General features: G+C 42.7%; 14 protein-coding genes. 7 read left to right on the top strand and 7 right to left on the bottom strand.

Annotation, left to right across the window (positions count from 1 at the left end):
• The 4 genes from K941_RS16015 to K941_RS0112730 all read right to left on the bottom strand — a co-directional run.
• Positions 1-195: WG repeat-containing protein (locus K941_RS16015; RefSeq protein ID WP_036388477.1), on the bottom strand; the 195-nt coding region annotated here is incomplete at its 3' end.
• Between the two features lie 93 nt (positions 196-288).
• Positions 289-1,872: an RNA repair transcriptional activator RtcR gene (gene rtcR, locus K941_RS0112740; protein WP_029103883.1), complete on the bottom strand. Its 1,584-nt coding sequence runs from the start codon at positions 1,870-1,872 to the stop codon at positions 289-291.
• A gap of 8 nt (positions 1,873-1,880) precedes the next feature.
• Positions 1,881-2,288 carry a PIN domain-containing protein gene (locus K941_RS0112735; RefSeq protein WP_051226080.1) on the bottom strand — a complete coding sequence of 136 codons (408 nt, stop codon included), beginning with the start codon at positions 2,286-2,288 and terminating at the stop codon, positions 1,881-1,883.
• Positions 2,281-2,562 carry a hypothetical protein gene (locus K941_RS0112730; RefSeq protein WP_029103881.1) on the bottom strand — a complete coding sequence of 94 codons (282 nt, stop codon included), beginning with the start codon at positions 2,560-2,562 and terminating at the stop codon, positions 2,281-2,283. The genes K941_RS0112735 and K941_RS0112730 overlap by 8 nt, the downstream gene beginning before the upstream one ends.
• Positions 2,563-2,839: 277 nt before the next feature.
• Here K941_RS0112730 and K941_RS0112725 point away from each other — a divergent pair, with 277 nt between their 5' ends.
• The 7 genes from K941_RS0112725 (at position 2,840) to K941_RS0112690 (ending at position 9,588) form a co-directional block, all read left to right on the top strand.
• Positions 2,840-4,354 carry an RNA ligase gene (locus tag K941_RS0112725; RefSeq protein ID WP_029103880.1) on the top strand — a complete coding sequence of 505 codons (1,515 nt, stop codon included), beginning with the start codon at positions 2,840-2,842 and terminating at the stop codon, positions 4,352-4,354.
• Positions 4,355-4,442: 88 nt separating this feature from the next.
• On the top strand, positions 4,443-5,102 hold the full coding sequence (locus K941_RS0112720; RefSeq protein WP_036388476.1) for a phosphoesterase: 660 nt from the start codon (positions 4,443-4,445) through the stop codon (positions 5,100-5,102).
• 82 nt (positions 5,103-5,184) lie between these two features.
• On the top strand, positions 5,185-5,328 hold the full coding sequence (locus tag K941_RS17645; RefSeq protein WP_208854388.1) for a hypothetical protein: 144 nt from the start codon (positions 5,185-5,187) through the stop codon (positions 5,326-5,328).
• A gap of 32 nt (positions 5,329-5,360) precedes the next feature.
• A complete protein-coding gene (locus tag K941_RS16010) occupies positions 5,361-6,059 on the top strand; it encodes a hypothetical protein (protein ID WP_208854387.1) in 699 nt (232 codons plus the stop codon).
• A gap of 522 nt (positions 6,060-6,581) precedes the next feature.
• Positions 6,582-8,285, top strand: coding sequence for an AMP-binding protein (locus K941_RS0112700; protein ID WP_029103877.1), 1,704 nt, complete (start codon positions 6,582-6,584; stop codon positions 8,283-8,285).
• Between the two features lie 134 nt (positions 8,286-8,419).
• Positions 8,420-9,136 (top strand): ribonuclease PH, encoded by a 717-nt coding sequence (rph, locus tag K941_RS0112695; RefSeq protein ID WP_029103876.1) that lies wholly within the window; start codon positions 8,420-8,422, stop codon positions 9,134-9,136.
• Complete coding sequence (locus tag K941_RS0112690) at positions 9,136-9,588, top strand: hypothetical protein (protein ID WP_029103875.1); 453 nt, start codon at positions 9,136-9,138, stop codon at positions 9,586-9,588. Before rph ends, K941_RS0112690 begins: the two co-directional genes overlap by 1 nt.
• A gap of 75 nt (positions 9,589-9,663) precedes the next feature.
• On the opposite strand, the gene K941_RS16615 is transcribed toward K941_RS0112690, so the two are convergent.
• From K941_RS16615 to K941_RS0112675, 3 genes are all read right to left on the bottom strand, one after another.
• Positions 9,664-10,764: a flagellar basal body-associated FliL family protein gene (locus K941_RS16615; protein ID WP_029103874.1), complete on the bottom strand. Its 1,101-nt coding sequence runs from the start codon at positions 10,762-10,764 to the stop codon at positions 9,664-9,666.
• A 226-nt stretch (positions 10,765-10,990) separates the two neighbouring features.
• On the bottom strand, positions 10,991-11,233 hold the full coding sequence (locus tag K941_RS0112680) for a YheV family putative metal-binding protein (RefSeq protein WP_029103873.1): 243 nt from the start codon (positions 11,231-11,233) through the stop codon (positions 10,991-10,993).
• 77 nt (positions 11,234-11,310) lie between these two features.
• Positions 11,311-13,398 (bottom strand): M3 family metallopeptidase, encoded by a 2,088-nt coding sequence (locus K941_RS0112675; protein ID WP_029103872.1) that lies wholly within the window; start codon positions 13,396-13,398, stop codon positions 11,311-11,313.
• Positions 13,399-13,452 lie beyond the last annotated feature (54 nt).

The following is a 13,452-nucleotide window of genomic DNA, read 5'->3' as shown; positions in this document are numbered from 1 at the left end:
ATCATATTGAATGGGAATAACCACTTTACCTGTTTTATCAATAAACCCCCATTTGCCGTTTTGTTTGACTTTTGCCAAGCCGTCTTTAAGACAATCCACAGAAGTATATCCCGTTACCTGCGGTTTTTCACACGCTAAGGCAGATACCGATGATAAGGCTAGGGCGATGACTGGCGGTTTTAGCAACTTTTTCATAAAAATCTCCGTGTTGAGTGGATGTGATACAACCTTATTTTACAAACATATTTTAGCAAAACAAGTATATAACTTAAAGAAATAGTGTGTATATTATTTTGCCTTTATCTCCCCCCAACTAATCCCAAACCGCCCCAAATATTTCCTTAATCTATCACTGTCATTACCACTTGCCTTATCCAGCCGTGAATGGTTAAACAACGCCCGTCCTGCACTTGCCATTGTGGGGTGGGATTGGCAAAGTGTAATGACATTTAACAGTTGCATTTTATCAAATTCATCTAAATGTTGGGCATTGATTTTGTTTAACAATTCGGGGTTAATATTGGACTTTTTGTCAAGTTGATTGTCATCGTCCGCCCATAATTCTTTTAAACGCCCAATTTCATCATTAACCAATTCATCATTGATTTTGCCATCATTTGCCAAAGTCGCAAGGCGTAAAATACTCGCCGACAAATCCCGAAAATTGCCCCGCCAAACCGCCCCATCGCTCATACAAAACGCCAAATACCGCTCATACGCCCCCTTACCAAACCGCACTTTCCGCCCAAGCTCAAAGCCTGCAATGTCAAGCTGATAGGCGATGTTGGGGGCGATGTCTTCCTTGCGGTCTTTTAGGGCAGGCAGGGTGTATTGCCAAACATTAATACGGGCGTACAAATCTTCCCGAAATGTCCCCGCCCGCACACACGCCTTCAAATCCTTATTTGTCCCTGCAATGAGCCAAAAATCACTGTGTACAGGCGTATCTGACCCCATCGGATAAAAGCGTTTGTCTTCCAACGCAGTCAAAAGCATCGCCTGCTCGTCCGCCCCAAGCTCGCCAATCTCGTCCAAAAACAGCACGCCCTGATGAGCGGTCAAAAGATAGCCGTCCCGTGCCGTCATCGCCCCTGTAAACGCCCCTTTTTTGTGCCCAAACAGAGCCGAATACGCCATATCGCCCCGCAAAGTCGCACAATTAACCTCCACAAACCTTCCTGCCACCAAATGCCGAGCCTTTTTAAGCTCATAAATTCGCCGTGCCAGTTGCGATTTGCCCGCCCCAGTCGCCCCCATAATCAGCATGGGCGACTTTGAGCCCATCGCCACTTGTTCAATTTGTCCGATTAAGGCGTTAAAGGTGGGATTTTTGGTGGCAATGTCGGTTTTCAAAAACCGCACCGCATCGTCCTTGACCTTGCTTAGGCGACTGGCTAGGGCATCATAACGAGTCAAATCCAAATCAATCGTCTCTACTTGGCAAGGGCTGTCTTTGGGCGGGGCGGTCTGCAAAAGTAGGCTTGGAATTTGGCGGTTTTCCACCAGTAAAAACAGGCAAATCTGGGCAACGTGCGTGCCTGTGGTGATGTGAGTAAAATAATTTTCTTGTTCAATATCAAAAGGATAGCTGTCCACCCAACTGGCGAGTTTTTCATACACTTCACTAAAATCCCACGGATTGTCAAGTGGCATATCCACCAAATTGACTTCTGTTTCTGGGCGAATCTCCTTAATGTCCGCCACCACTTGCAGAGCTAGGCGTTCATATTTTGGTGAAATAAACAGCTCCACACGGTCAAACGCCATTACCTTATGCACATTGACATTGGGTCGCCATTTGGCGTGTCGTCTTTGGCTAAATCCATCGTCCAACACCGTACCAAGAAAGCCAAGCATTACGGATTTTTTCATAGGAGTTTTTAAGGTGAGAAAATGCTAATATTTTTGGTTTTTAATAAATTTTTATCAAAAGTAAAAAATTGACAATCATTTGTTTGTGCATAATTTACAATTAAATAATCAGCAAAATCTGCTGAGTTATTTTTATATAATTCTAAGGCATTTAAAAATCTTTCTTTATTTTCCAAAACAAAGGCTTGATGATTGGCAATAATTTGTAATACTTTGACAATGTCGCTTCTTTCAAATTTTAATCTTCTTTTTAATACCCAAACAAATTCTGCTTGCACCACTTGACTAATATAAACAAATTCATATTGATTAATCAAATTTCTTGCTAGTGTATTTTGTTCTGGGCTGTCAGGGTCATTGACAAAAACCCGCACTAAAACATTGGTATCTAGGGCAATCATTTGTTGATTAGTCATAATTTTCACTACCATATTCTTCAATGGTTTCATTCATCTCTTCAATGGTTACGCCTTGTTTGGCTGTCAAGACACCAAAAACATCATCAAAACGCCCTTTTTGTATGGGTGCTTTGGTGGATTTTTGAATGATTGCTTTTTGTTCATTTTGCCAAACCAAATAAGACAAATATTCCAAAGCTGATTGCTGTTGTTCACTTGATAGTGTATGAGCTAATGAGATGATTTGTTGTATTCTGGGGCTTTGGGGGCTTGTATGTTGGGAAAGTTGCATAGTTTGCTCCGAGTTGTTTTTTAGTTATTTTACCGCATAATTGGCGTTCATCCAACATTAATTTGCAATAAATTTATTATATTTTTAGATATAAATCTATCCAATATTATATAATTTTTCCAAAAATCTAACAAGTAAATTTTAAATTTTATCCAATGTTAAAATTTTAACTCATTTAAAATCAAACACTTAAAAACAATTTTCCCCAAAATTTCCCAAGTTGGCACAAGATTTGGATAATAAAAGTTAAACTAACCTTTATTAAAAGGAAACTCCAATGCAAAAATTTATCCTAATTCGTGGTCATCAAGGGTCTGGCAAATCCACCTTTGCCGAACAAAAAATCGCCGAATTTAAAAAAGAATTTCCAAATGGCGAAATCGTCCATATTGAAAATGACAAACTGTTGATTGATGAAAATGGCGTTTATCATTGGACGTCTAAGCGTGTGGAGCAGGCGATTAAAATCAATGATGAAACAATGAAAACCGCCTTTAAAAAAGCCAAAGAAAATCCGTCTTTGGATATGCTGATTGTCAATTCTAACACCAACCAAAAATCATCGTCTTGTATTCATCTTTTACAATCGGCTCGTAAAAAAGGACTGGTTACAGAAATTTATCGTTTGCATAATTTTTTTGACAATGTGCATAATGTCAAACGAGCCGATGTATTGTCTGCTTATGTCAAATTAAACAATAATCAACTTCGTGATGAAATTCATATTGAACCAATCCGCCCAATGAGCGATGACATCAAATCCGATATTGAAAAAATGAGCCAATTTGACAACAAAAAAGAATTGCCATTTGACGAAAACCGCCAAAGTTATATTAGCGACGAGTATTTAAAATACGGCAAAAGAAATTTTATCATCAAACAATCCAAAACTTATCCAGAATTGTTTGTCTTAAAATACAAGCGAGATGTATTTTTTAATAATACTTTTGACAATGCCTTACTTGAAATGCGTGGATTAGTACTTGATAAATATAACAATATCATTGTTCGCCCCTTTAAAAAAGTATTTAATTATTCAGAACGCATTGCCAAAAAATCCAAATATCCCATTAGCATAGACGATAATCATTTGGTGGATGCGGTATTAAAGGTTAATGGGTTTTTGGGCGTGTGTACTTATGTGGCACTTGATGAAACGCACCCAAGCTATCACGCCAGTTTTAATCATCAAGTATTGTACTCTACCACAGGGTCATTGGACAGCGACTTTGCCAAAATGAATAAGGCTCATTGTGAAAAATATGAGCCATTGTTTAAACAATACCCCAACCACACCTTTTTATTTGAAATTACCGATGAAAAAGATGTGCATATCATCAAAGAAGTGTTTGGCGAAACTTTGATTGGGATTATTGATGTGGCGAGCGGGCGACAATTTGATGAAAATGAATTAAACGCCATTGCCGATAAGTTTAATGCCGAACAAAATGCCATTGGTAGCGGTATTACAATTACTCGCCCGCAAATGATAAAATCCATTGCCTTTGGCGAATTAAAAGCCTTATTAAAAACCGTAGAACACGAAGGTTTTATGGTGTTTGATAATGCAAGCAAAGAAATGTTGTTTAAACTTAAATCACCTTATTATTTGATTTCCAAATTTTTGGGGCGGAGTAATGCCACCAATCTTGGGCGAAAATTGGATAAAAGAAATGTCGATGAAGAATATTATCCGTTGATTGATTATATTAAGGATAATAAAGAGAAGTTTAATCAGTTATCAGAACTTAATAAAATTGCGTTTATTCAAGAATTTTTGGGGCGATTATGAAACAATCATAATCCGTAAGGTGCGTACCACGCACCAATCACACCTAATAACGGTGCGTAATACGCACCTTACAATTTAAGGAAACTTGATGATTTATTTTACTTCCGACCTACATTTTAGCCATAAAAATATTGTTAAATTTTGTCCGACTTTTCGCAAACCTTTTGAAAGTTTGGATAAAATGAATGATGAACTCATTGAAATTTGGAATGCGACCATTGCCCCTGATGATGTGGTCTATAATTTGGGCGATGTGTCATTTAGCCACGATTTAACAGAGATTGAAAAAGTGTTAAATCAGTTAAATGGCAAACACCATTTAATTTTGGGCAATCACGATAATTTAATCAAACGGCACAAAGAGCAGTTTTTAACCCAAACCAAAAATGACGGCAATCCATTATTATCATCGGTGCAGGATTATTTAAAATTAACTTTTAAAGAAACAAAACACACGCTGATTTTATTCCATTATCCCATTGATGAATGGGATGGCTGTCATAAGGGCTATTATCATTTGCACGGGCATATTCACGACCGCATGGCAAAGGTAAAAGGCAAGATTTTAAATGTCGGTTTTGATTTGCACGGCAGATTTTTAACGCTTGATGATATTGATGAATTTTTAAAAGACTTGCCCAATGTGTCGCATTTTGGCGGTGATGATGAGATTGTGCTTTGTGATGATGTTTATCAAAATGCCAAAAGAATAAAAGATGAATTATTAAAGTTAAATGAGCGAAGATAGATAATTTAATTTGTGTCTTGATTTAACGTTTAACTTTCGTTAATATAGCCATAGTATTTTTAAATTGATTAAGGATTTTATTATGATGAGCCAAGAATTAACCCACAAACTATTAACCAAAAACCCCTATTTTAATGCATCAGGTTTGACTTCATCAGAAGCCAATTATATCTGTGAGAGTATCAAAGAAACCCTAAACCAATTCAAGATGAGATTACCAACCTAGAAACGCACACATCTAGCCTTGACGGTGAAGCATTGGATAACTTTAAAAAGGTTAATGATATTGACGGCAAACTTGCCAATATTGGTAAGTTATACGCCATTTCTGCCTTTTTTAGAAGTGCCATTAAAGAGAAAGACAATAGGCTTGACATGATTAACATCAAAATCAAACAAGTGCGAGATGAGCAAGATTCATTATTGGCAGGTATTGATATGTTAGAATTGCAACGCTTAATCAATGTGGATATGGAAGATTATCTTTTGACATTGCCATTATCTGATGTTATTACCTATAAGACTGCCGAAGCCAAAGCGTCTCATGTTGGCAAATTTATTCATAACTTTGATAAAATCCGCACAAGCCTTACCAAAAAAGAACGCATTAGTTTTAAAGAAGTGGGCGAACAGGTATTTAAAATTCATCACACGCCATTGTATGAGCTAGATGAATTACAACAATTACAAAACTATCTATTAGCCGAGCATAGAGAACATGAAAGTACGGTCAATGCCTATAAAGCCAAATTCCGTGAATTTCAAAATAAATCGCTTGTGGCTTATGAAGAAGAGTATAATAAACGCTCTCACGAACGCCAAATGCTGTTAAACGAAAAAGTAAAAGCCGAAACCGAAAGACTCATTGTCATAAAAAATGAGATTGCCAATTTTAAAATCATTGTGCCAAATGAATTTAAGACAATCATTGATGAGTTATTGACCGTAAAACCATGATAACCGATTTTGGGGAAATGGGTTTTGACCTATAAAGCCCATTTTACCCAAAACCCAAAGTAGCACAAGGCGAATTAAATTGGCATTGTTGCCTTAGCATTGAACATGCAACGAATTTGGGATTCGTCTATCAAACCATCGCCCTATTTTTATCCTTTAAAGTTTACCAATTTTTAAAAATTGGACTTTATAAGGCATTATCTTTGGCTTTGACTTAATAAAAATAGGGGTCTTTGCTTTTGATTTTGGCATCATCTGCGTGCCTTGTGCTACTTTACCTTTTTTATCTTTTATTTTCTCATCAATCGCTTATCAAGCATTTTTATAAACACCCCACAAACAACATAATCACTACAAAAATTTTGCCCTTTCAAACAAAAATCATTTGGCAATTTGGCAAAAATGGTGTATTTTATAGCGTAATATTTGCTTACATTTAAGCATCTGATTGTGATTAATTTTTGAGCAATTTGACCGATTTTACTGCCAATACATTCCATTTTAGAATATTAAGGAAGAATCATGCAAAATTTTAGTGTCCCTGCCGACCGTCCTTGGGTGAAAACCTACGCCGATAATGGGCTTGATATTAATGTCAAGGTGCCAGACGGTGTCAATTCCCTGCTTGACAGCTTTGAGCAGAACTTTGCCAAACATGGCAATAAAGTCGCCCTAACGTGTATGGGGGCGTCCATTACTTATCGTGAGCTTGATACATACAGCCGTCAGATTGCCAGTTATTTGCAGTCGCTGGGGCTGGTCAAGGGCGACAAAGTGGCGGTGATGATGCCAAATATTTTGCAGTATCCGATTGCGATGATGGGCATTATTCGGGCAGGTCTGACTCTTGTCAATGTCAATCCGCTGTACACACCGCATGAGCTAGAACATCAGCTTAATGACAGCGGGGCAAAGGCGTTGTTCATCGTGGAGAACTTTGCTCATACCTTTGAAAAGGTCAAAAACAAAGGGCAGGTTAAGCATGTCATTGTGGCGAGCATTGGCGACATGATGGGACTCAAAGGCATTTTGGTGAATTTGGTCGTCCGCCATGTCAAAAAAATGGTGCCAAGTTGGAATATTCCCAATGCCGTGAGTTTTAAAGATGCCCTAACGGCAGTATCGGCAAGTCGCTATGTCCGCCCCGAGCTGTCGCTTGATGACATTGCGGTGCTACAATACACAGGCGGTACGACAGGCGTGGCAAAAGGGGCGATGCTCACGCATAAGAACCTTGTGATTAACGTTGAGCAGTGCATGACGTTTGTAACAAAGGTCTTTCCTGCCGATGAAGATTTGACGGGTAAATACATCGCCACGGCGTTGCCTTTGTATCATATTTTCTCATTTACGGTATCCATGCTTGGTTTGAAGATGGGGTTTAGCTTGTTACTTATCACCAACGCTCGTGATTTTGATGCTTTGACCAAAGATTTTGCCAAATATCGTCCAGTATTCTTCCCTGCGGTCAATACTTTGTTTAATGCGTTGGCTCATCATGAAGGCTTTAAAAACCTTGACCACACCAACCTACGTCTATCGCTTGGCGGGGGCATGTCGGTGTTACCAAGCACGGCAGAAGCATGGGAGAAGCTCACGGGTACTTACATCGTTGAAGGCTATGGGCTGTCTGAGACATCGCCTGTCGCCACGATAAATCCGCCAGGGAGCTACACCGGCAAAATTGGCATTCCATTTCCTAATACCGACATTGTCCTATTGGACGATGACGGCAAAGAAGTGGCAATGGGCGAGGCAGGCGAGATTGCCATCAAAGGCCCGCAGGTCATGGCAGGTTACTACAACCGCCCCGATGAGACCGAGAAGACCATGACAAAGGACGGCTACTTTAAGACGGGCGATATTGGTGTGATGGACGAGCAGGGCTTTGTCAAAATCGTTGACCGTAAAAAGGACATGATTTTGGTGTCGGGCTTTAACGTCTATCCTAACGAAGTTGAAGAAGTCATCACCGCTCACGCCAAAGTGCTAGAATGTGGCGTGATTGGCGTGCCTGATGAGCATAGTGGCGAGCTGGTCAAAGTCTATGTGGTCAAAAAAGACGACAGCCTAACAGAAAAAGAAGTCATCGCATGGGCAAAAGAGAATCTAACAGGCTATAAACGCCCCAAATATGTTGAGTTCATTAATGAGTTGCCAAAATCTAATGTTGGTAAAATCTTGCGTAAGGATTTGCGTAAATTAGAAGAGGATAAAAAGGCGTGATAAGTTAAAAATTCATAACGCTTAAAAATCCGTCCAATCTGAATATTGCCAATGGGGATATTCTGGGTTGGGCGGTTTTGTTTTGGGGCAAAAACTGTTACAATAGTCCAAATTTTACTTTATAAAGGCACATCATGCGACACGACAACCGTGAATTATCCCAATTACGTCCCATCAGCTTTATCCGCAACTACACCAAACATGCCGAAGGTTCAGTGCTTGTCTGCTATGGCGACACCAAAGTGCTATGCAACGTCAGCATAGAGCAAGGCGTACCACGTTGGCTAAAAGGTCAAGGGCAAGGCTGGCTCACTGCCGAATATGGCATGCTCCCACGAGCCACAGGCACACGCACTCAACGTGAAGCGACTAAGGGCAAACAGTCAGGACGCACCCAAGAGATACAGCGTCTTATCGGTCGCTCGCTTCGTGCCATGCTGGATTTGTCAAAACTGGGCGAGAACACCATTTATGTAGACTGTGATGTCATACAAGCGGACGGTGGTACACGCACGGCAAGCATTACAGGCTCGGCGGTGGCGCTCATTGATGCCCTAGAGAGTCTACAACGAGACAAGAGGCTTACCACAGACCCGCTCATCGGACTGGTGGGGGCGGTGTCAGTCGGTATCAAGGACGGACGGGCGTATTTGGATTTGGATTATAGCGAAGACTCGACCTGCGATACCGATTTGAATGTGGTCATGACCCAAGCAGGCGGGTTTATCGAGATTCAGGGTACGGCAGAAGATAAGTATTTTACCCGTGAGCAGGCAAATGCCATGCTTGACCTTGCCGAGTCTGGTATTAAAGAGATTTTTGAACTCCAAAAACAAGCGTTGGACTGGTAATGCTAAAAGTCATCGATGATGGCGTGTCTATCACGCTAAACGGCACCGAGTCGAACCCTGTCTTTGTCATGGCAGGGGTGCTTGTTGTGTTGGCGATATGTGTGGCGGTGGTTGCCATGACCGCTCCTGTACAGATTACCATTGGGATGATGGCAGTGTTTGCGGTGCTGATTTTTGGTTTTAATATCTACAAAAACCGCCTAAAATACCAAAGCCGTATCGCCACAGGGGTGATTATCATCAAAAATCGTGCCTTTATCGCACAGGGGCAAAACGTCAAACTGAGCGAGAATGCTTGTATTGAGCTGATAAATGACACCTTAGTCATCACCGACCTAGGGAGAAGTTGGCATATCTTGGGCTTTGATAATGACAAAGAACGCCACGTCGCCAAATCGGTACTAGAAGGCAAGGCATTAGAGAAGCGAGAGCAGGCGATACGGATTTTGTAAATTGATTTATAAATTGATAAATCAAAACCAAAAACAAAGCCCAACATCTGTCGGGCTTTGTTTTTGGTGGGTGCTTTACTGTCCGCTGGCAGGAGCGGTGGTCTCGGTGCTGTTTTTTTGGTTTTCAAGTTCAGCGATTTGGGCTTCGAGTAGGGCGATTTGCTCAGCTTTGGCGGTCGTCAAATCTTCCATTAGGGTCAGCTGATCTTGGATGAGTTTTTCTTGTTCAGCGATTTGGGCATCTTTGTCTGCCAAACGGTCAATCTCTTCTTTGATGAGTGCAGGGTCGCTTGGAATCTCAGCATTTAGAATCTCATCGGGATTAACCACGGGTTTAATCTCAGGTAGCACGCTGTCACTTGCCACAGGGGTAGTTGCTGTATCACTTGCCACATCGCCTTCGCTTTGCGAAGTAGGAGTTTCGGTGCTGTCAGTGGCAGGCGGGGCGGTCTCTTCGGCAGGGGCAGGCGTACTCACAGGAGCAGGAGCAGGAGCGACATCAGGGGTACTGCTTTCATCACCACTCATCGCCATGTAGAGTGCCACGCCAATCAGGGCTAGGGCAATCACACCGCCTAAGATGAGCTTGTTGAGCTTTTTAGGGTCGCTAAGTAGCCCTGTCAAGTCGCTTTTGTTGCCACTATTTTTGGCAGGTTTTGGAGCTTTAGGGGCTTTGGTTCTGGTCATTTTTGGAGTTTTGGGTGAGCCATCTTTTTTACCAAAAAATTCTTCTTTAACAGGCTTATCTTGGGCAGGTTTGTCTTGTCCGAGACCACTGGCGACACTCGCCCCTGCGACTGCTCCTGCACCCAGTAGGGCGGTATCGACGTTGTCGTTTGCCACGTCGGTGGGGGTGTTGGCTTGGTTTAGGTCATCTAGTTGATTGAAAAAATCGTCTTGGGCGGTGTTATTGGTAGCGTGGGTTAAATCAATGCCAGTGGCATTATCAGCCACGGTTACATCAGATAGGGCGATGCCCACAGGCTCATTGATGGTCAAGTCAATGTCAGAGCTAGCGGTGTTGGCAGTGTTTTGGTCAAACAGCTCGTCAAATTCGGCACTTAAATCAACATCAGCAGTCGTGTCGGTACTGGCATTGAGGTCGGCATTGCCGAAATCAATGTCCAAAAATTCATCATCAAAATTAATCTCGTTCGGGTCTTTTTTCTCTGACATGGGAAACCTATCTTATTGGCTAAATGGGGCTAATGGATGGCAGGGGCGTTCATCGGGCTTTGACTGACTTTGATACAAGTCGAGTCTGATGGTGCTGATGGGGTGCTTGCCAACAAATATTGCTGTACTATATCAAAATTTACAAGAATTTTCAGCTTTTTACAACAAAATTAAGACAAAAAGCACAAATTTTGACTCAAATTCATGGTAGGGCGACATCTGATGACTATTTTACAAAACGCACCACGCCCACGCTCTCTGTCATCGCCCCTTCGGTGGTGGCTTGGATTTGGGGCAGGTCGTCTGCGGTGGGTCGGCGTGCTGTATGCCCACATGCCACGCACTCGATGTACTCATCAGGCTCTGGCGTGAAAATCTGTACCTGCACGGTGGTATCGGTCGCTTTGCATTGGGTGCATTTGACCCCTGCAAGAAATTGGCGTTTTGGGCGGGTGGATTGGTATCTCATGGTGTTTTTCAATAAAAATGGGGGTAGATTTTACCCCCATTTGTGCATTTGTGCAATGGTTGCTTGCCGTGATTTGACTATTTGACAAACCCACTATGACGCAGTAACGCTCCCATGTCAGTGTCTCGCCCCATAAAGGCGACAAAGCTGTCCTTGGCAGGGCGAGAACCGCCCATTTGTAGGATTTCGCTTTTGAAGGCATTACCAATGGCAGGGTCAAATACGCCATGCGTGGCGGTGTTTTGACTGCTTTCAAATTTGCCAAAAGCGTCCGCCGACAACAGCTCCGCCCATTTATAAGAATAATACCCTGACGCATAGCCCCCTGCAAAAATATGGCTAAACGTGTTGGCAAAACGGTTGCTGGCAGGCGGTTTGATGACGGCTATTTCATCACGCACGCCGTCTAGCACCGCCAAAATTTCATCATAGCCCGACAGCCCTTTGCCATGAATGCGTAAATCAAACAATCCAAACTCTATCTGGCGTAAGGTTTGTAGTCCACTTTGGAAGTTTTTGGCGTTCAGCAGAGCGGTCAATTTATCTTGGGGCAAGGGTTCGCCTGTCTCTACATGGCGACTGATGAGAGCAATGCCGTCTTTGTCAATGGCAAAATTTTCCATAAACTGACTGGGCAATTCCACAGCGTCCCACTCCACACCACTGATGCCTGCCACGTCCGAGAGCGTGATTTTGGTCAATAAATGGTGCAAGCCATGCCCGAACTCATGAAACAGCGTGGTAACTTCATCAAAGGTTAAAAGGCTTGGCAAATCGCCCACCGCAGGCGAGAAATTACCCACGATAAAGCCGACAGGAAGTTGTTCAATCTGGCTGTCTTTATGCTTTTCTTGAAAGCCTGACAACCACGCCCCACCACGCTTGCCTGTACGAGCAAATAGGTCAAGATACAGCCCGCCCATCAAGCCGTTTTTGTCATGCAATTCAAAAAACTGCACGTCCGTATGCCAACGTGGTACGTCTGCCGTCCGCTCCTTAAAGGACACGCCAAAGAGCTTGCCGATGATGTCAAACAAACCGCTAAGCACCACAGGGAGTGGAAAATAAGGGCGAATCTCATCGCTGTTTAGGTTGTATTTTTCAAGGCGGATTTTTTCGGCTAAATACGGTGTATCCCACGGCTCAATCTTATCAAGCCCAAGCGTTTTGCCCAAAACCTCCATGTCCGCCAAATCCGCCTTAGCAAAGGGCGTGGCGTGATGAGCGAGCGTTTTTAAAAAGGTTTCAATCTCATCTTTATCATTTGCCATTTTGCTTGCCAAGGATACTTGGGTGTAGTCGTCAAAGCCGAGCAGTTTGGCTTTTTCTTGGCGTAGGGCGAGTATCTCGCTCATGATGTCACCATTGTCAAATTCGGTGTGTCCATAGCTAGACACGGCACTGGCACGAGTGTTATAGGCGTGGTAGAGCGTCTCACGCAAGGTGCGGTCATCGGCGTACTGCATGACCGCCAGATACATGGGGATATCAAGCGTGGCGACATAGTCGGTTGCCAGTACGCTATTGGGGTGCTTGGCTTTATAGGTGTCGCCTGCCGATTTTAGTAGGGCAAGACCGCTTGGGGTAATGCCGGACAGTTGGGCTTGGCTCAAGGGCAGGGCGAAGGCTTGGGTTGCGTCTAGGGCGTTGTCCGAGAATTTGGCGGACAGTACCGACAGGCGAGCAGAAATCTCGGCAAAGCGTGCTTTTTTGTCGTCATCTAAGGCAACCCCAGACAGCGTAAAGTCTTGTAAGGCAAGCTCTACCGCTCGTGTTAGGGCGTTGTCTGCTTCTAGCTTTTCTAAATTATCATTGACAAGTTTATAAAGCTGATACAGCCCCACCGATTGCCCTGTTTTGGTAGAAAAGGCGGACAAGGCAGGCAGTACGTCATGATGAGCGGTGCGAATCTTTTGGCTAGACACCACGCTGTTTAGGTGGGAGAGTATCCCAAAACTGCGGTTTAGGTTAAGATTTAGGCGGTTAAACCGACCGATGATGTCAAGGGCTGTCGTTGGCTCATCGGTGCTTGGCAAATTATCCAAAAACTCATCAGCAATTTTTAAATCTTGCTCCACTAAGGCTTTTAGTGTGCTGGCGTCTGTTCTGTCAAAATCCACAAGGCGTAAACGCTCATCTAGGGCTTGTGTGTGAAAATCAATCATGGGTGTGTTCCTAAAAATTTTTGGGCTTAGAATTTGGGTTTATAATAAGGATAA

The sequence above is a fragment of the Moraxella caprae DSM 19149 genome (assembly GCF_000426885.1).
In the GTDB taxonomy this organism is placed as follows: domain Bacteria; phylum Pseudomonadota; class Gammaproteobacteria; order Pseudomonadales; family Moraxellaceae; genus Moraxella; species Moraxella caprae.
The sequence above is the reverse complement of the archived record's forward strand: the minus strand, read 5'-3'. Positions and strand labels throughout refer to the sequence as shown.